Origin of the sequence: Microbacterium phosphatis, assembly GCF_049177115.1 — a bacterium.
Taxonomy (GTDB): Bacteria; Actinomycetota; Actinomycetes; order Actinomycetales; family Microbacteriaceae; genus Microbacterium; species Microbacterium phosphatis.
Genome location: NZ_CP185370.1, coordinates 2,323,382 through 2,340,580 on the forward strand (window position 1 = coordinate 2,323,382; position 17,199 = coordinate 2,340,580).

Below are 17,199 nucleotides of genomic sequence, written 5' to 3' on the forward strand. Positions count from 1 at the left end.
ACACGGCCGCCTCCCGGTCAGCGGCTGAGGATGGCGAGCGCCTCGACGTGGTGCGAGTTCGGGAACAGGTCGAAGGCCTGCAGGCTCTCGAGCTCGTAGCCGGAGGCGCGGAAGTAGCCGATGTCGCGGGCGAGGGCCACGGGGTCGCAGGCGACGTACGCCACCCGCGACGGCTGGAGGCTCGCGATTCCCTCGACGACGTCCTTGCCCGCGCCCGAGCGGGGCGGATCGAGCAGCGTCACGCCGCGCGAGAGCATGCCGCGGTCGAGGTCGGTGGCCTGGTGCGCGACGCGCGAGAGGAAGCGGTCGACGCGGGCCGTGACGGCCTCGGCGCCGAACATCTCGAGGTTGTAGCGGGCGTGTGCGGTCGCCCGGGCCTCGGACTCGACGGTGGTGATCCGCGCGGAGCCCGCGAGGTCGCCCATCGCGGCCGCGAACAGCCCGACGCCGCCGTAGAGGTCGAGGTGCCAGGCGTCGCTCGAGAGCTCGCCGAGGGCCTCGCGCACGGCGTGGTCGAGGGTCGCGGCGGCGGCGCGGTGCACCTGCCAGAACCCGCCGGCGTCGACGCGGAACTCGCGATCGGCGACGATCTCGGTCACGACCTCGGGCGCGACCTTCTCCGGACGCGGCGCGAAGCGGCGGCGCTTGTCACCGGTGAAGGCGGGACGACGGATCGTGCGGACCTGGCCGTCGGCGGGCTCGACGAGGTCGAGGCGCCCCTCGGGCGCCTTGCGCACGGCGAGCGCCACGGCCTCGATGTCCGCCGTGGCGAGCGGGTGCGAGGTCACGGGGATGATCGTGTTGGTGCGCGCGGCGTACGGGCCGATGTTGCCCGCGGCGTCGACGTGCAGGCTGATGCGCGTGCGGTAGCGCGTGCCGTCCACCGTTCCGGCGACGGCCGCGTGGTCGGCGCCGAGGACGTCCTCGGGGCCGCGCACGGTGACATCGAGCGCCGTACCGGCGAAGCGCTCGAGCGCCTCGCTGAGGACCTGCGCCTTGAGCTCGCGCTGCCGCGGCAGCGCGATGTGGCCGAAGTCGGCGCCGCCCGGGCGCGCGCCCGGCGCGACCGAGATGTCGGCCTGGGCCCACACGTGCGGGCGACGGTCGGGCGAGGCGTCGAGCACCTCGAGGGCCTCGGCGCGCGCGAACGACTTCTTCACGTCGGTGATCCGCACACGGACCTTCTCGCCGGGGAGAGCGTCGGGAACGAACACCACACGCCCCTCATGGCGCGCGACGAAGACTCCTCCGTGCGCGACGCCGGAAATCTCGAGGTCGATCGTGTCACCGCTCTGCATGCCTCCATCCTGTCAGGCGGCGCCTGTGGGGATGCCTGTCGGGAGAGCGGCGCCCCGATCAGCGGCGAGCGCGGACGCACGATGCAGCGGTACGTGCAGCCGTCCACGTGGTAGTCGGAGGCGAGCGCGTCGAAGGTGCGTCGACGCCGAGCTCGCCCGGTCAGGATCGCGTCAGCGGCAGCACCGCGATCACGAGCAGGCCGACGACGTCCATCCGCGGGCGCCCGATCGCGAACATCGCGATCGGGGCGGCCAGCAGGCCCAGGACGAGCGCCAGCTCGGGGGTCATGGCACTAGGCCTCGGTGCTCCACAGCGAGGTCCACGAGACGCCGAGCTGCCGGACAAGACGCCGGACGGTCGACAGCGACATGCCCACCACCGTCGACGGATCGCCCTCCACGCGCTCGATGAACGCCCCGCCCAGGCTGTCGACGGTGAAGGCGCCCGCGACGTGCAGCGGCTCGCCGGTGGCCACGTAGGCGGCGATCTCCTCATCCTCCACGTCGGCCGCGAAGGTCACCGTGGCCTCCGCGACGGCGAACGCCTCGACGGGCTCGTCGTCGCCGCGCACGAGGAGCACCGAGTGACCGGAGTGCAGGACGCCGGTGCGCCCGCGCATGCCCCGCCAGCGCTCGGTCGCGGCCTCCGGGGTGTACGGCTTGCCGTAGACGACCCCGTCGAGCTCGAACATCGAGTCGCCACCGATCACCACCCCCTCGAAGCCCGGGTGCGCCTCGCGCACCCGCCCCGCCACGTCCGCCGCCTTGAGCCGCGCGAGCAGCAGCACGTGCTCGGCGGGCGGCAGCACCCGCGCCTCGCGCGCCTCCGTGGCCGAGATCACGGCCTCCTCGTCGACGCCGGGGGCGAGGGTGACCGGCTCGATCCCCACCTGCCGCAGCAGCATCAGGCGGGCGGGGGACGTCGAAGCGAGGCAGACCTGCATGCGTTCACGCTAGCGGCCGCGCGTGCCCCCGCCCACGGCCGGGCGCCGGCCCGCGAGCCGCGGCGGTTGGAGACGACACGACACGTTCTCGCGGTTTTCTTGTCGAGGGTGCTCAAAGAGGGATGCCCGGCCGTCGGTAGGCTGAAATCCATGTCTGCCATCGCCAAGGTGCTCATCGCGAACCGCGGCGAGATCGCCGTCCGCATCATCCGCGCGGCGCGCGACTCCGGGATCTCGTCCGTCGCCGTCTACGCCGACCCCGACCGCGACGCGCTGCACGCGCGGCTCGCCGACGAGGCCTACGCGCTCGACGGCGCCACCAGCGCCGACACGTATCTGAAGATCGACAAGATCCTCGCGGTCGCCCGTCGTTCCGGTGCCGACGCGGTGCACCCCGGCTACGGCTTCCTCGCCGAGAACGCCGAGTTCGCGCGCGCCGTGATCGGCGCGGGCCTCGTCTGGATCGGCCCGTCGCCCGAGGCGATCGAGGCCCTCGGCGACAAGGTGACCGCGCGTCACGTCGCCGAGAAGGTCGGCGCTCCCCTGGCTCCGGGCACGCCCGGCCCCGTGGACACCGCCGACGAGGTCGTGGCGTTCGCCGAGGAGGTCGGCCTGCCGATCGCCATCAAGGCGGCCTACGGCGGCGGCGGGCGCGGCCTCAAGGTCGCGCGCACGATCGATGAGATCCCCGAGCTGTTCGAGTCGGCCACGCGCGAGGCGATCGCGGCGTTCGGCCGCGGCGAGTGCTTCGTCGAGAAGTACCTCGATAAGCCGCGCCACGTCGAGACCCAGTGCCTGGCCGATGCCGAGGGCAACGTCGTCGTCATCTCGACGCGCGACTGCTCGCTGCAGCGTCGTCACCAGAAGCTCGTCGAGGAGGCGCCCGCGCCGTTCCTGTCCGACGAGCAGAACAAAACGCTCTACGAGGCGTCCAAGGCGATCCTGCGCGAGGTCGGCTACACCGGCGCCGGCACCTGCGAGTTCCTGATCGGCGCCGACGGCACGATCTCGTTCCTCGAGGTCAACACGCGTCTGCAGGTCGAGCACCCCGTCTCCGAGGAGATCACCGGCATCGACCTCGTGCGCGAGCAGTTCCGCATCGCCGCGGGCGGCCTCATCGACTACGACGACCCGGCCCCCACCGGCCACTCGTTCGAGTTCCGCATCAACGGCGAGGACCCGGGGCGCGGCTTCCTGCCGCAGCCCGGTCCGATCCACGTCTTCAAGACGTTCGGCGGCCCCGGCATCCGTCTCGACTCGGGTGTGACCGCCGGCGACGTCGTCGGCGGGGCCTTCGACTCGCTGCTGGCGAAGATCATCGTCACCGGCAAGGACCGCGCCGAGGCGCTCGAGCGCTCGCGTCGCGCGCTCGATGAGTTCGAGGTCGCGGGCCTGCCCACCGTGCTGCCGTTCCACCGCAAGGTCGTGCGCGACCCGGCGTTCACCGCCCCGGAGGGCCGGTTCGGCGTCTACACCCGCTGGATCGAGACCGAGTTCGTCAACGACATCCCCGCCTGGGACGGCGAGCTCGAGGCCCCTCAGCCGGCCGAGAACCGTCACACCGTGGTGGTCGAGGTCGCCGGCAAGCGCCTCGAGGTCTCGCTGCCCGACCGCATCGCGCAGGCCTCCGGCACCGCCGGTCGCCCCGCCATCGTGCCGCCGTCGCGGCGCAGCCACGGCGGATCGCCCGTCGCCGGCGGCGCCTCCGGCGACGCCGTGAAGTCGCCCATGCAGGCCACGATCGTCAAGGTCGCCGTCGAGGAGGGCCAGTCGGTCGTCAAGGGCGACCTGGTCGTCGTCCTCGAGGCCATGAAGATGGAGCAGCCGCTGCAGGCGCACAAGGACGGCGTGATCGGCAAGATCGACGCCACCCCCGGCACCACGGTGCCGGCGGGGCACCCCCTGCTCCACATCTCGTAACGCCGCGCGTTCGGCGTGAGACGAGAGAAGGCCGGATCCTCGCGGATCCGGCCTTCTCTCGTCGGGGGTCTTACTCCTCGACGTGGTGCATGGCGCGGGCGACGTCGGTGATCGAGCCGGCGAGCGACGGGTAGGCGGCGAACGCGCGGGCCAGCTGGTCGACCGTCAGGCGGCGCTCGACGGCGAGCGAGATCGTGAGGATCAGCTCGGACGCCTTGGGCGCGACGATGACGCCGCCGATGACGATGCCGGATCCCGAGCGGGCGAACAGCTTCACGAAGCCGTCCTTCACGCCCATCATCTTGGCGCGGGCGTTCGAGACGATCGGCAGCGTGTGCACGTAGCAGTCGACGACGCGCTCGGCGACCTGCTTCTCGATCCAGCCCACCGTGGCGATCTCGGGGCTGGTGAAGATGTTCGAGGCGATCTTGCGCTCATCCAGCGGGATCGCGGTGTCGCCCATGGCGTGGAAGACGGCCGTGCGGCCCTGCATCGACGAGACCGAGGCGAGCGGGATCAGCGTCGTGCAGTCTCCGACGGCGTAGATGTTCGACACGGAGGTGCGGCTGACCTTGTTGACCTGGATGTGGCCGGACTCCGTCATGTGGACGCCCGCCTCCTCGAGGCCGATGCCGGCGGTGTTCGGGATCGCGCCGACCGCCATCAGGCAGTGCGAGCCCTCGATGGTGCGCCCGTCCGCGAGCGTGACGACGACGCCCTCGCCGGTGTTCTCGACCTTGTCGGCGCGCGACTTCGCCAGCAGCGTCATGCCGCCGCGCTCGAAGACCTTCTCCAGCACCTTCGCCGCGTCGGCGTCCTCCCCCGGGAGCACCTGGTCGCGGCTGGAGACCAGCGTGACCTTCGCGCCGAGGTTCATGTAGGCCGAGGCGAACTCCGCGCCCGTGACGCCCGATCCGACGACGATCAGGTGCTCGGGGACGGCGGTGAGGTTGTACAGCTGCTTCCACGTCAGGATGCGGTCGCCGTCGGGGCGGGCGCTGGGAAGCTCGCGCGGCGTGGCGCCGGTCGAGACGACGATGGTGTCGGCCTCGATGCGGTCGAAGTCGGTGCCGTCGGGGCCGGTGGAGACGACGACGGCGTTGCCGCCCTCGAGCCGCCCGTGGCCCGCGATGATCTTCACGCCGGCCTCGAGCAGCGCGGTGCGCATGTCCTCGGACTGCTGACCCGCCAGGGCGAGCAGGCGCTTGTTGATCGCCAGCAGGTTGATGGCGATCTCGGGCTTCAGGGGCTTTCCGGCCGCGCCCTTGGCGTAGAACTGCACTCCCAGGTCGCCGGCGGCGGCCACGGCGAGCGCCGCGTCGGCCGTCGCGATCAGGGTCTTCGAGGGCACAACGTCGGTGATGACCGCCGAGCCGCCGATGCCGACGCGCTCGATGACGGTGACCTCCGCCCCGAGCTGGGCGGCCGCGAGGGCCGCCTCATAACCGCCGGGGCCGCCGCCCAGGATCGCGATCCGCTGCCTGCTGCCGAAGTCGAAGACCATGGGTCCATTCTCGCCCACTCGCCCGCACCCTGCGGCACGCCCGCCCCGGGCGCGGCTCACCGGTATAACGTGTCCCTCCCGGGACGCGCGCGGGGTGGCTGACTATCGTGGGTCCATGACGCTGACACACCCCCTCGACGCCCCCGCATCGCCGTTCGAGGTCGCGCAGACCGCCGCAGCCGACATCGCCCGCCTCACGGGCGTCGATCGCCACGACATCGCCGTCACGCTGGGAAGCGGATGGGGCAAGGCCGCCGAGCTCATCGGCGAGACCGTCGCCGAGTTCCCCGCGACCGAGGTCACCGGCTTCTCGAAGCCCGCGGTCGAGGGCCACGTCGGCACGATCCGCTCGCTGCGCACGGCATCGGGCAAGGCCGTGCTGGTCATCGGCGCGCGCACCCATTACTACGAGGCCCACGGCGTCCGGCGCGTGGTCCACAGCGTGCGCGCCGCGGCCGCGGCCGGCGCCACCACCATGGTGCTCACCAACGGCGCGGGCGGCATCCGCGAGTCGTGGGCGCCGGGCACCCCGGTGCTGATCAGCGACCACATCAACCTCACCGCCGACTCCCCGCTCGAGGGCGCCACGTTCATCGACCTCACCGACCTGTACTCGCAGCGCCTGCGCGACGTGGCGCGCACGGTCGATCCCTCGCTCGACGAGGGTGTGTACGTCCAGTTCCGCGGCCCGCACTACGAGACGCCCGCCGAGGTCCGGATGGCGAAGGCGATCGGCGGCGACATCGTCGGCATGTCCACGGCGCTCGAGGCGATCGCGGCCCGCGAGGCGGGTATGGAGGTGCTCGGCTTCTCGCTGATCACCAACCCGGCGGCCGGCATCTCCCCCACTCCCCTCAGCCACCAGGAGGTCATCGACGCCGGCCGCGCGGCCGAGCCGGTGATCTCGGATCTTCTCGCCCGGGTGATCGGTCAGCTGTGAGCGCGCCTCAGCCGATCGGCACGGTGCTCGAGCAGGCGCACGCCTGGCTGGCACAGGATCCCGATGACGAGACACGCGCCGAGCTGGCCGACCTCATCGCGCGCGCCGAGAAGGGCGATCTGGACGCCGCCCGCGACCTGACGGACCGCTTCGACGGCCGCCTGCAGTTCGGCACGGCCGGCCTGCGCGGCGCGCTCGGTGCCGGCAGCAACCGGATGAACCGTGTGCTCGTCGCCCAGGCCGCGGCCGGATTCGCCGCCTTCCTGAAGGAGCGCGCGAAGGGCGCCACCCCCACGGTCGTCATCGGCTACGACGGCCGACGCAACTCCGACGTGTTCGCGACCGACTCGGCCGAGCTGTTCGCCGGCGCCGGCCTCCGCGCGATCCTGCTCCCCCGCCGCCTGCCGACGCCCGTGCTCGCCTTCGCGGTGCGCCAGCTCGGCGCCGACGCGGGTGTCATGGTGACGGCGAGCCACAACCCGCCCGACGACAACGGCTACAAGGTGTACCTGGGCGGCGGCGACCACGGGTCGCAGATCGTCGCGCCGTCCGACGGCCTCATCGCCGCGGCGATCCAGCATGTCGCGAGCTCGGGATCGGTGCAGGATCTGCCGCGCTCGGACGCCTACGAGATCGCGGACGAGGACGTGATCGACGCGTACATCGCGGCCACCGCCGCGGTCGGACCGGCGCCCTCCGGGGCGGAGGGGACGCCGTGGGTGTACACCGCCATGCACGGCGTGGGCTGGGAGACCTTCGCCCGCGTGCTGGAGGCGGCGGGCTACCCCGCCCCCACGGTCGTGCCCGAGCAGATCGAGCCCGACGGCCGCTTCCCCACCGTCGCATTCCCCAACCCCGAAGAGCCCGGCGCGATGGACCTGGCATTCGCCACGGCCCGCGCGGCCGAGGCCGAGCTCGTCATCGCGCAGGATCCGGACGCCGATCGGCTCGCGGTCGCGATCCCCGACCCCTCCCGTGAGGAGGGCTGGCGGCGCCTCACCGGCAACGAGGTGGGCCTGCTGCTCGGGATGCGCGCCGCGCGCGCGGCCTCCGGGCGCCGGGGTGCCTCGCTCGCCTGCTCGCTGGTGTCGTCGCCGGGTCTCGGCGCGATCGCCCGGGCGCACGGCCTGGCCTTCCACGAGACGCTCACCGGCTTCAAGTGGATCTCTCGCGCCCCCGGACTGGTGTTCGGCTTCGAGGAGGCCCTCGGGTACCTCGTGAACCCCGAGACCGTGCGCGACAAGGACGGCATCTCGGCCTCCATCGCGTTCCTGCAGCTCGCGGCCGAAGCGCGCGGACGGGGCAGGACCGTCGCCGACCTGCTCGACGAGCTCACCGCCGAGATCGGCTACTACGCCTCGGGCCAGGTCTCGGTGCGCGTCGACGACGTCTCGATCATCGCGCGGATCATGGCGGCCCTGCGCCTGGATCCGCCGGCCGCCTTCGGGGACGTCGCGGTCGAGGAGGCGACCGACCTGCTGCAGGATCCGGCCGGGCTCGGCGGCGACGTGCTGCGGTACGCGCTCTCGGACGGGTCGCGCGTCATCGTCCGCCCGAGCGGCACCGAGCCGAAGCTCAAGGTGTACCTCGACGTGCGCGGCGACACGGCCGAGGACTCGGCCGCGCGGCTCGCCGCCGCCGAGCAGGCCGTCCGCGACCTCCTCGCCCGCCTCGGCTGAGCCTCACCGCACCGCCGCGGCACCCCGCACGGGGTGTTGCGGCGTGTGACGGGCGGGATGACACGCCCGGCGGGCGGTGCCTACCGTGGAGGCATGAGCGACAAGACGACCCAGGAGGTGCTGCCCGTGCAGCGCGCCGTCGTCTCGGCCTGGCCGAGCGCGTGGATCGACGCGCTCGTGATGTGCGCGGACGCTCAGGGCCTGCTGATCAGCACGATCGCCGGCGAGCTCGTGTCCCTCGAGGCCCACGCCGCGGTGGCCCCCGGCGAGCCGGTGGCCTTCCACCCGGTCGCCGAGGTGCTCTCGGTCGGCGGCCGGCTGATCCGCGCCCGCCGCAGCTGACGCGGATCCGGCCGCCCCGGTGAGGCCGCGGCCTCAGGCCATCGACATCGAATCGGTCATCTTGCGCAGCGAGGCGACCATCGCGTCGCAGGCCATCATGCAGATGCGGCAGTGCTCCGACATCTCGGCGTGCATCCGGCACTCGGCGGCGCAGGCCTCGCCCATGGTCATGCAGGCCGACATCATCGCCCGCATCACGCCCATGTCGTAGCCGGACGGGCGCATCATCATGCGCATCGTGGTCGACGCGACGTCGGCCATGTTGCTGCACATCACGGCACATCGGCCCATGCCCTCGCCCATGTCGGCATCGGCGCACATGGTGGCGCACATGCTGACCGCGGAGCACGCCTCCAGGCACTCCTGCATCATCGTCATGTCCATGCCCATCGTCTGGGCCTCGGGCATGGACTCCATCATCTCCATCATCATTCCCATGGGCGTGTCCTCTCGGGTCGGGTGCGGGTCGTGCCGAAATGCTACGACCGGCGCGGCGCGCTGAACAGGGGTGCGCCGGGAGTCGCGTCGACGCCGGAGGCTACCCTGGGCGCATGGCGCGACGCGGGGTCAGGATCAGCGGGGCCGCCGGGCTCCATGCGCGGCCCGCGGCCGAGCTGGTGCGCGTCGCGCAGGCTCACCCCGGCGGCATCCGGATCATCGCGGGCGGGGTGACGGTGGACGCCGCGAGCATCCTGTCGGTGATGGCGCTCACGCTCGGACACGGCGAGGAGGTCGTGCTCGAGGCCGACGGCCCCGATGCCCCGGCGGCCCTCGATGTGGCGGCGCGGCTGCTCTAGCCGTCGATCACGGCCGCGAGCTCGTCGAGGAACGACGAGAGGTCGACGCCGCGGCGCACCAGGCGCTGCGCGCTGTCGGGCTCGCCGAACACCTCGACCAACTGCTCGAACACGGTCTGGAAGGCGGGGCGGTCGCTCTCGCTGAAGGCGACCAGCGCGACGACGTTCACGCGCGCGTCGCCCCAGGCGACGGGTGTCTCGCTGACTCCGAGCGCGATGGCCGTGCGCGTCGCCGTCATCTTCAGCGCGTGCGGCACCGCCAGGGTGTCGGTGAACGCCGTCGATGAGAGGCGCTCCCGCTCGATCGCGCTCTCGACGTAGCCGTGGTCGATGACCCCCTGGGCGACGAGGAGGTCGCCGAGGTCGCGGATCGTGCCCTCGGCACCGCGGGAGAGGTCGATCCCCCGCAGGAAGGCGCCGGGGGTGAACCAGCGGTCGAGCTCGGCCCGCAGGCGACCGAGCCGACGCGAGCGGCGCACGCGGCTCGCGGCGGCCGCGACGCGCTCGACGTCCGAGTCGCTCAGGAAGGGCTGGATCCGCACCATCCGGTCGGACCCCGCCACCCGCACGGGCGGCTCGATGGTGGTGAGCACGAGGTCCGAGTCGAGCAGGTCCCAGTCGGGATCGACGCGGGTCTCGACGCCGATGACCTCGATCGCCCGCCCGAGCGAGCGATCGATGCTCGAGCGCAGCAGCTCCTGCAGCTCGTAGTAGCCGGGGCAGACGATGGTCGCGGTGAGCATCGTCTCGGCGCGACGGCTGCGCTCCAGGCGCCCCCCGACGTGCATGGCGATGTAGGCGATCTCGTCGTCGTGGATCGGCACGGCGAGCGTCACCGCCAGCTCGCTCGCGATCGACACCGCCACGTCGAAGATCATCGGATAAGCCGACTTCAGCGTGCGCGTGAGCGGGTTCCGCGACCACGCCTGCTCCCGCGCGCGGTGCACCAGGTTCTGCACGTGCAGCGCCAGGCGATCGATGAAGTCGTCGTGCGCGATGTCGACGAGGTACGAGGCCGCGGCGCGCTCGACGGCGACCCGCACGGCCGACAGGATCAGCGGATCCGGCGCGATCGCCGGCTCCTCCCGCGAGCCGGGCACAACGATCCGGGTGAGCACGAGCGCGGCGAGGTGGAGCCGGTCGCCCTGGCCGAGGTCGACGCCGAAGTGGCGGCTCGTGAGCTCGCCGACCAGATCCGCCAGGCGAGCGCGGACGGGCTCGGGGTCGCCGTGCACTCCCTCGAGGGCACGGCCGAGGGCCACCCGGTCGGCCGCGATGGCGATGTGGAGCACAACATCGGCGGCGGCGAACTCGTTCACGAAGTACCCGAGCTCTCCGAGCCGGGCCACGAGGTCGGATTTGAAGGCCCCGAGCGCGTCGGAGGGGATCGCGACGGCGTCGGCGGCGCGACGCAGCGCCTCGAGGTCGAACGCCCCCTCGTCCATCTCGTCGTGGGCGAGGCGGCTCACGAGGCGCCGCTGCGCGAGCTCGGAGCCGGTCAGCCGCACAACGGATCCCGAGCGCGCGAGCGAGAGCTCGGTGCCGTTCAGCAGCGCCCGCACCCGGCCGAGGTCGGCCTCCAGGGTGGCGGAGCTGACGTGCATCCGGTCGGCGGTGGTGTGCACGTCGACGCCGGATCCGTCATCGAGCAGGGCGCGCACCAGCGCGTGCAGGCGCTCGCGCGGCGTCCCGGTCTCGCCCTCCGCGCCGGCGCGCAGCGCGGAGGACGCGGCGGCGGTGGCGCGATAGCCGGCCGGGCCGGACTCGATCGCCTCCGCCCCGGGCACGCGCGCGTTGGCGGCGGTGACGTAGGAGCGGATGCTGCGCGGCGTCACGCCGAGCTGATCGGCCAGGGTCGCCGCCGTCATCCACTCGCCACGACGGATCAGGATGCCGAGCACCCGATCCTGCCGTGTCCTCGTCATACCGGAAAGTCAACCATGCGGGCCCGCGCCCGGGGCGGATCCGCGCGTCCGCGTCAGCGCGCCGACGGCGACCGGACTTTCCTCGGGGGCGGAAAGAACCCTCCTTGCGCGGCTCACAGGCGACGGACAGGATCGAGCAGAGCGGACATCCACGTCCGTCTGCGACAGGGAAAGTGTGCGATCGATGAGGATCCTCGTGGTGTGCGGAGCGGGTGCGTCCAGCACCTTCGTCGCTCAGCGCCTCCGTCGCGCCGCCCGAGACGCCGGCGTCCCCCTCACCGCGACGGCCGGATCCGAGGCCTCGCTCGCCGTCGACATCGAGACGGCCGACGTGGTGCTCGTGGGCCCGCATCACGTCCACCGGATCGAGGAGATCACCCGCCTCGCCGAGGACCGCGACGTGCGCGTCGCGCTGCTGCCGGACGACATCTTCCGCAACGACCCCGACGGATCCCGGGCGCTCGCGCTCGCGACCGCCGGCACGACCTCCATCCAGCACTGAGGAAGGGAACCTCCCATGTCAACGCGCACCGTTCAGATCGGCTCGTCTCACGGCCTGCACGCCCGCCCCGCGAAGCTGTTCGCACAGGCGGCCAAGGACTCCGGGATCCCCGTCACGATCGCCAAGGGAGACGGCAAGCCCGTCAACGCCGCGAGCATCCTCGGAGTGATCGCCCTCGGCATCGAGCAGGGCGACGAGGTCACGCTGGAGGCGACGGGCGACGGCGCCGACGCGGTGCTGGACTCGCTCGAGCACCTGCTCTCCCTCGACCACGACGCCTCCTGACCTCGTGAGCGAGACCATCTCCGGCGTCGGCATCGGCCTCGGCGTCGCGCAGGGCCCCGTGGCCCGCATGGCCGAGCGTCCGCCGGCACCGAAGGACGAGCAGAGCGCACGCGACGCGTCCGATGAGGCCGCGCGCGTGCGCGAGGCCGTCGGCGCCGTCGCGACCGAGCTGAACGACCGCGCCGAGGCGGCGGGCGGGGCGGCCCGCGACGTGCTCGAGGCGCAGGCCATGATGGCCGAGGACCCCACGCTCGAGGAGGCCGTGCAGGCTCGCCTCGACGCGGGGAAGACCGCCGAGTTCGCCGTGCACGACGCCTTCGCCGAGTTCCGCGCGACGCTCGAGGCGGTCGGCGGCTACCTCGGCGAGCGCGCCGCGGACCTCGAGGACGTCGCGGCCCGTGTGATCGCGCACCTGCGCGGCGAGCCCGCGCCGGGCGTCCCCACCCCCGGGCACCCGTTCGTGCTGGTTGCCCCGGATCTCGCGCCCGCCGACACGGCGCTGCTCGACCTCGACCCGGAGTCACCCAACCGCGTGATCGCCCTGGTGACCACCGATGGCGGCCCCACCTCGCACACGGCGATCCTCGCCCGCGAGAAGGGGATCGTCGCCGTCGTCGGCGCCGCGGGAGCCGCGTCCCTCGCGGACGGCGACACCGTCATCGTCGATGCGTCCGTCGGGAGGATCACCACCGCGCCGTCGGCGGACGAGGTGGCCGACGCCGATCGGCGCTCGGCCGAGCGCGCGGCCGCGGAGGCCGCGCCCGTCACCCCGGGCGCGCTCGCGGACGGCACGGTGGTGCCCCTGCTCGCCAACCTCGGCTCGTCGAAGGGCGCGGCCGAGGCGCTGGCCCTGGGCGCCGAGGGCGTGGGACTGTTCCGCACCGAGTTCCTCTTCCTGAGCTCCAAGGAGGCGCCGACCGTCGAGGCGCAGCAGGCCGAGTACACCACGCTGCTCACCGCGTTCGCGGGGAAGAAGGTGGTGGTGCGCGTGCTGGACGCGGGGGCCGACAAGCCCCTCCCCTTCCTCAACGACGCGCCCGAGGAGAACCCCGCCCTGGGACTGCGCGGCATCCGCGCGCTCCGGGTGAGCGAGCAGATCCTGCGCGATCAGCTCACCGCGCTCGCGCAGGCGAACGCCGAGGCCGGGGCGGACCTGTGGGTCATGGCGCCGATGGTCGCCACGGTCGACGAGACCACGTACTTCACGGAGCTCGCGCGCGAGCTCGGCATCAAGGTCGCGGGCGTGATGGTCGAGGTGCCCGCCGTGGCGCTGCTGGCCGACCGCGTGCTCCAGCACGCCGACTTCGCCTCGATCGGCACCAACGACCTCACGCAGTACACGATGGCGGCCGATCGCCTGCTCGGCTCGGTCGCGACGCTGCAGGATCCGTGGCACCCCGCGGTCCTGAAGCTCATCGAGTACGTCGGGTCGGCCGGCACCGCGAACGGCAAGCCGGTCGGCATCTGCGGCGAGGCCGCCGCCGACCCGCTGCTGGCCGTGGTGCTCGTGGGCCTCGGCGCCACGACCCTCTCGATGGCACCCGCCGCCCTGGCGGACGTGCGGTTCTCGCTCGGGCGCTTCACGCTCGACGACGCGAAGCGCATCGCGCAGGCCGCCCTCGACGCCGACGACGCCGCGGGCGCCCGCTCGGCCGCCCAGGCCGCCGCGGGCCTCTGATCGCCTCCCCTCCACCCGCACCGAACACCCGAACCGAATACCCGAACACCCAACACCTGAACACCAAGAAAGGCGTTGCAATGACGACGACGTCAGCCGCAGCAGAACCGAAGACCCGAGGCGGCGGTCTCCGGGTCGGCATCCAGAAGGTCGGCACCTTCATGTCGGGCATGATCATGCCCAACATCCCCGCCCTCATCGCGTGGGGAATCCTCACCGCATTCGTGATCGACGTGGGCTGGACGCCCAACGCGGCCCTGGCCACCATGGTCAGCCCGATGATCCACTACCTGCTGCCCATCCTCATCGCCGTCCAGGCGGGCCGGATGGTCTACCAGGACCGCGGCGCGGTCGTCTCGGCCATCGCCGTGTTCGGTGTGATCGCCGGATCCGACTTCCTCATCGCCGAGTTCAACGCCGCGCTGCCCGAGGGCGAGAGCCCGCTCGGCCAGGTGCACATGTTCATCGGCGCGATGATCATGGGCCCGCTCGCCGCGTGGATCATGAAGCACCTCGACCGGCTGTGGGAGGGCAGGATCCGCGCCGGCTTCGAGATGCTGGTCAACATGTTCTCGGCGGGCATCGCGGGCTTCGGCCTCGGCGTCCTCGGGTTCTACGTCCTCGCCCCGATCATCAACTGGTTCATGTCGATCCTCTCCGGCGCGGTCGGCTGGCTGGTCGAGAACGGCCTGCTGCCGCTCACCAGCATCCTGATCGAGCCCGCGAAGGTCTTCTTCCTCAACAACGCGATCAACCACGGCGTGCTGACGCCGCTCGGCCTGGCCGAGTCGGAGAGCGCCGGCAAGTCGATCCTGTTCCTGCTCGAGGCCAACCCCGGTCCCGGCCTCGGCGTCCTGCTCGCCTTCACCTTCTTCGGTGTCGGCGCCGCGCGCGCCACCGCCCCGGGTGCCGCGATCATCCAGTTCCTCGGCGGCATCCACGAGGTCTACTTCCCGTACGTGCTGATGAAGCCGGCCCTGCTGCTCGCGGTCATCGCCGGTGGCGCCACGGGTGTCACGACCAACGTGCTCTTCCAGTCCGGCCTGCGCGCCCCCGCCGCCCCGGGCAGCATCATCGCGGTGCTGTTCCAGACGGCGAACGACAGCTACGTCGGCGTCATCCTGTCGGTGATCCTGTCGGCGGCGGTCACGTTCGCCGTGGCGACCCCGATCCTGCTGGCCTCGCGCAAGCGCGACCTCGCGGCCGACGCCGCGGGCGGCGACAGCTTCTCGGCCGCGGTGGCGCAGACCGCCGCGAACAAGGGCAAGTCGTCTTCGGCGCTCAGCGGCCTGGCCGCGGGCGGCGTCGCGACGCTGGCCCCGGCCCGCGCCGTGCAGAAGGTCGTCTTCGCCTGCGACGCCGGCATGGGCTCGTCGGCGATGGGCGCCAGCGTCCTCCGCAACAAGTTCAAGGCCGCCGGCATCACGGACATCGACGTGACCAACAAGGCGATCGCCAACCTCAACGGATCCGCCGATCTCGTGATCACGCAGCAGCAGCTGACCGATCGCGCGAAGCAGCGGGCCACGAGCGCCCTGCACGTCTCGGTCGACAACTTCATGAACTCGCCGAAGTACGACGAGGTCGTGGACATGGTGCTCCAGCAGCGCGCGGCCTCGTCGGTCGACGCCGCGGCGCAGCCGGTCCCGCCGGCTCCGGACGGCGTGGGCGGTGCGCCCGCGACGCGTGCCGAGGCCCGCGCGGCCGCGGTCGCCGAGACCGAGCACGGCATCGGCGACGGCGACCGGGTGCTCACCCCCGGCAACGTCCGGATCCACTCGGGTTCGGTCTCGCGTGACGAGGCGATCCGCGAGGCGGCGACCCTCCTCGAGTCGGCGGGTGCCGTGACCGGCGCCTACTACGACGCGATGCTGGCCCGCGAGGAGACGGTGTCGACGTTCATGGGCAACGAGCTCGCCATCCCGCACGGCACGAACGAGGCCAAGGAGGCCATCCTCGGCTCCGCGCTCACGATCGTCCGCTACGACGGCGGGGTCGACTGGGACGGCGACGACGTCACCTTCGTGGTCGGCATCGCCGGCAAGGGCGACGAGCACCTGACGCTGCTGCAGAACGTGGCGCTGCTGTTCTCGGACGACGAGCAGGTCGAGCAGCTGAAGAAGGCGGAGACGCCGGAGGAGCTGTACGCGCTGTTCAAGGCCGTCAACGAGGACTGACCCGGACCCCGATCCGACAGGACGAAAGAGGTAAGACATGACCCGGAAGGCTGTTCACTTCGGCGCGGGCAACATCGGACGCGGCTTCGTGGGGCTCCTGCTTCACGAGGGCGGGTACGAGGTGGTGTTCTCGGACGTGGCCACGGCGCTGGTCGATGCGATCAACGCCGCCACCGAGTACACGGTGCACGAGGTCGGCGAGGGGGGCCGCGACCGGGTCGTCTCGGGGTTCCGCGCGATCGACAGCGCGGCCGACCCCGAGGGCGTGGCGGCGGAGGTGGCGACGGCGGACGTCGTCACCACCGCCGTCGGCCCGACCGTACTGCGCTTCATCGCGCCGCACATCGTGGCGGGTCTCGCACTGCGCGACCCCTCGCTGCCGCCGCTGCAGGTCATGGCCTGCGAGAACGCGATCGGTGCGACCGACACCCTGCGTGACCACATGCTCGACGCGGCCGGAGAGCGCTGGGATGCCCTCGCCACCCGTGCCGTGTTCGCCAACACGGCGGTGGACCGGATCGTGCCGGGCCAGCCCGAGGGGCACGGGATCGACGTGACCGTCGAGCCGTTCTTCGAGTGGGCGATCGAGCGTCCGCCGTTCGGCGACACTCCCCCGTCGATCCCGGGGGCGCACTTCGTCGACGACCTCGCTCCGTACATCGAGCGCAAGCTCTTCACCGTCAACACGGGCCACGCGACGGCGGCGTACCTCGGCGCCCGCGCGGGGCTCGAGAAGATCTCGGACGCGCTGGCCGACGCCGACGTGGCCGCGGGCGTCGCCGCCGCCCTCGAGGAGACCTCGGCGCTGCTCGCGGCCAAGCACGGGTTCGATCCGGCCGACCTGGCCGAGTACCGTGCGACCATCCTCGGCCGCTTCCGCAACCCGGCCCTGCCCGACACGGTGGGCCGCGTGGGGCGCCAGCCGCTGCGCAAGCTGTCGCGTCACGAGCGCTTCGTGGGCCCCGCCGCCGAGGCCGCCGAGCGCGGCCTCCCTGTCGACGGCCTGCTCGCGGCCATCGGCGCCGCGCTCGTGTTCGATGAGCCCGACGACGAGCAGTCGGTCGAATTGCAGCGCCTGCGCCGCGAGCTCGACCCGGACGCCTTCACCACGCAGGTGACGAGGCTCGAGGAGACCCACCCGCTGTACCCGCGCATCCGCCAGACGGTGGCGGACGCTCCCGCCGCCGGCTGAGACGGCGCGCGCGAAC

The 17,199-nt window shown here is 72.4% G+C and carries 16 protein-coding genes; 10 read left to right on the plus strand and 6 right to left on the minus strand.

The genetic code is table 11. From position 1 onward, the window contains the following. Positions 1–17: 17 nt before the first annotated feature. The 3 genes from ACOKGD_RS11045 to ACOKGD_RS11055 all read right to left on the minus strand — a co-directional run bounded on the left by ACOKGD_RS11045 (position 18) and on the right by ACOKGD_RS11055 (position 2,242). Positions 18–1,298 (minus strand): class I SAM-dependent RNA methyltransferase, encoded by a 1,281-nt coding sequence (locus tag ACOKGD_RS11045; RefSeq protein WP_342337373.1) that lies wholly within the window; start codon positions 1,296–1,298, stop codon positions 18–20. Between the two features lie 160 nt (positions 1,299–1,458). After that, a complete protein-coding gene (locus tag ACOKGD_RS11050; protein ID WP_342337374.1) occupies positions 1,459–1,587 on the minus strand; it encodes a hypothetical protein in 129 nt (42 codons plus the stop codon). Between the two features lie 4 nt (positions 1,588–1,591). Continuing rightward, complete coding sequence (locus tag ACOKGD_RS11055; RefSeq protein ID WP_342337375.1) at positions 1,592–2,242, minus strand: Maf family protein; 651 nt, start codon at positions 2,240–2,242, stop codon at positions 1,592–1,594. Between the two features lie 150 nt (positions 2,243–2,392). Here ACOKGD_RS11055 and ACOKGD_RS11060 point away from each other — a divergent pair, with 150 nt between their 5' ends. Next, positions 2,393–4,162 (plus strand): acetyl/propionyl/methylcrotonyl-CoA carboxylase subunit alpha, encoded by a 1,770-nt coding sequence (locus tag ACOKGD_RS11060; RefSeq protein ID WP_342337376.1) that lies wholly within the window; start codon positions 2,393–2,395, stop codon positions 4,160–4,162. Between the two features lie 70 nt (positions 4,163–4,232). On the opposite strand, the gene ACOKGD_RS11065 is transcribed toward ACOKGD_RS11060, so the two are convergent. Beyond that, positions 4,233–5,666 (minus strand): NAD(P)H-quinone dehydrogenase, encoded by a 1,434-nt coding sequence (locus ACOKGD_RS11065; protein ID WP_342337377.1) that lies wholly within the window; start codon positions 5,664–5,666, stop codon positions 4,233–4,235. Positions 5,667–5,781: 115 nt separating this feature from the next. Here ACOKGD_RS11065 and ACOKGD_RS11070 point away from each other — a divergent pair, with 115 nt between their 5' ends. The 3 genes from ACOKGD_RS11070 (at position 5,782) to ACOKGD_RS11080 (ending at position 8,627) form a co-directional block, all read left to right on the plus strand. Beyond that, a complete protein-coding gene (locus ACOKGD_RS11070) occupies positions 5,782–6,606 on the plus strand; it encodes a purine-nucleoside phosphorylase (protein WP_342337378.1) in 825 nt (274 codons plus the stop codon). Continuing rightward, positions 6,603–8,285, plus strand: a complete 1,683-nt coding sequence (locus ACOKGD_RS11075; protein ID WP_342337379.1) for a phospho-sugar mutase — start codon at positions 6,603–6,605, stop codon at positions 8,283–8,285. Before ACOKGD_RS11070 ends, ACOKGD_RS11075 begins: the two co-directional genes overlap by 4 nt. A gap of 93 nt (positions 8,286–8,378) precedes the next feature. Next, positions 8,379–8,627 carry a hypothetical protein gene (locus ACOKGD_RS11080; RefSeq protein ID WP_342337380.1) on the plus strand — a complete coding sequence of 83 codons (249 nt, stop codon included), beginning with the start codon at positions 8,379–8,381 and terminating at the stop codon, positions 8,625–8,627. Between the two features lie 33 nt (positions 8,628–8,660). Here ACOKGD_RS11080 and ACOKGD_RS11085 read toward each other — a convergent pair whose 3' ends face one another. Continuing rightward, positions 8,661–9,065, minus strand: a complete 405-nt coding sequence (locus tag ACOKGD_RS11085; protein ID WP_342337381.1) for an aldehyde dehydrogenase — start codon at positions 9,063–9,065, stop codon at positions 8,661–8,663. A gap of 113 nt (positions 9,066–9,178) precedes the next feature. Here ACOKGD_RS11085 and ACOKGD_RS11090 point away from each other — a divergent pair, with 113 nt between their 5' ends. Further along, a complete protein-coding gene (locus ACOKGD_RS11090) occupies positions 9,179–9,424 on the plus strand; it encodes an HPr family phosphocarrier protein (RefSeq protein WP_342337382.1) in 246 nt (81 codons plus the stop codon). Here the strand turns inward: ACOKGD_RS11090 and ACOKGD_RS11095 are convergent. Then, the gene (locus ACOKGD_RS11095; RefSeq protein WP_342337383.1) at positions 9,421–11,349 is read right to left on the minus strand and encodes a BglG family transcription antiterminator; all 1,929 of its coding nucleotides are present in this window, start codon (positions 11,347–11,349) and stop codon (positions 9,421–9,423) included. The genes ACOKGD_RS11090 and ACOKGD_RS11095 overlap by 4 nt on opposite strands. Before the next feature lie 184 nt (positions 11,350–11,533). Here ACOKGD_RS11095 and ACOKGD_RS11100 point away from each other — a divergent pair, with 184 nt between their 5' ends. From ACOKGD_RS11100 to ACOKGD_RS11120, 5 genes are all read left to right on the plus strand, one after another. Further along, on the plus strand, positions 11,534–11,851 hold the full coding sequence (locus ACOKGD_RS11100) for a PTS sugar transporter subunit IIB (protein WP_342337384.1): 318 nt from the start codon (positions 11,534–11,536) through the stop codon (positions 11,849–11,851). A 15-nt stretch (positions 11,852–11,866) separates the two neighbouring features. Then, entirely contained in the window at positions 11,867–12,136 is a 270-nt protein-coding gene (locus tag ACOKGD_RS11105) for an HPr family phosphocarrier protein (protein ID WP_342337385.1), read from the plus strand. A gap of 67 nt (positions 12,137–12,203) precedes the next feature. Next, entirely contained in the window at positions 12,204–13,814 is a 1,611-nt protein-coding gene (gene ptsP, locus ACOKGD_RS11110; protein ID WP_421355125.1) for a phosphoenolpyruvate--protein phosphotransferase, read from the plus strand. Between the two features lie 80 nt (positions 13,815–13,894). Then, positions 13,895–15,991: a PTS mannitol transporter subunit IICBA gene (locus tag ACOKGD_RS11115; RefSeq protein WP_342337387.1), complete on the plus strand. Its 2,097-nt coding sequence runs from the start codon at positions 13,895–13,897 to the stop codon at positions 15,989–15,991. Between the two features lie 37 nt (positions 15,992–16,028). Then, positions 16,029–17,183: a mannitol-1-phosphate 5-dehydrogenase gene (locus ACOKGD_RS11120; RefSeq protein WP_342337388.1), complete on the plus strand. Its 1,155-nt coding sequence runs from the start codon at positions 16,029–16,031 to the stop codon at positions 17,181–17,183. Positions 17,184–17,199: the final 16 nt, after the last annotated feature.

Bases quoted from the DNA above. Each gene is read 5' to 3' on its own strand.
- ACOKGD_RS11120 (WP_342337388.1), top strand. From the start codon at position 16,029: ATGACCCGGAAGGCTGTTCACTTCGGCGCGGGCAACATCGGACGCGGC.
- ACOKGD_RS11060 (WP_342337376.1), top strand. From the start codon at position 2,393: ATGTCTGCCATCGCCAAGGTGCTCATCGCGAACCGCGGCGAGATCGCC.
- ACOKGD_RS11095 (WP_342337383.1), bottom strand. From the start codon at position 11,349: ATGACGAGGACACGGCAGGATCGGGTGCTCGGCATCCTGATCCGTCGT.
- ACOKGD_RS11105 (WP_342337385.1), top strand. From the start codon at position 11,867: ATGTCAACGCGCACCGTTCAGATCGGCTCGTCTCACGGCCTGCACGCC.
- ACOKGD_RS11050 (WP_342337374.1), bottom strand. From the start codon at position 1,587: ATGACCCCCGAGCTGGCGCTCGTCCTGGGCCTGCTGGCCGCCCCGATC.
- ACOKGD_RS11115 (WP_342337387.1), top strand. From the start codon at position 13,895: ATGACGACGACGTCAGCCGCAGCAGAACCGAAGACCCGAGGCGGCGGT.
- ACOKGD_RS11100 (WP_342337384.1), top strand. From the start codon at position 11,534: ATGAGGATCCTCGTGGTGTGCGGAGCGGGTGCGTCCAGCACCTTCGTC.
- ACOKGD_RS11045 (WP_342337373.1), bottom strand. From the start codon at position 1,298: ATGCAGAGCGGTGACACGATCGACCTCGAGATTTCCGGCGTCGCGCAC.
- ACOKGD_RS11085 (WP_342337381.1), bottom strand. From the start codon at position 9,065: ATGGGAATGATGATGGAGATGATGGAGTCCATGCCCGAGGCCCAGACG.
- ACOKGD_RS11055 (WP_342337375.1), bottom strand. From the start codon at position 2,242: ATGCAGGTCTGCCTCGCTTCGACGTCCCCCGCCCGCCTGATGCTGCTG.
- ACOKGD_RS11070 (WP_342337378.1), top strand. From the start codon at position 5,782: ATGACGCTGACACACCCCCTCGACGCCCCCGCATCGCCGTTCGAGGTC.
- ptsP (WP_421355125.1), top strand. From the start codon at position 12,204: ATGGCCGAGCGTCCGCCGGCACCGAAGGACGAGCAGAGCGCACGCGAC.
- ACOKGD_RS11090 (WP_342337382.1), top strand. From the start codon at position 9,179: ATGGCGCGACGCGGGGTCAGGATCAGCGGGGCCGCCGGGCTCCATGCG.
- ACOKGD_RS11080 (WP_342337380.1), top strand. From the start codon at position 8,379: ATGAGCGACAAGACGACCCAGGAGGTGCTGCCCGTGCAGCGCGCCGTC.
- ACOKGD_RS11065 (WP_342337377.1), bottom strand. From the start codon at position 5,666: ATGGTCTTCGACTTCGGCAGCAGGCAGCGGATCGCGATCCTGGGCGGC.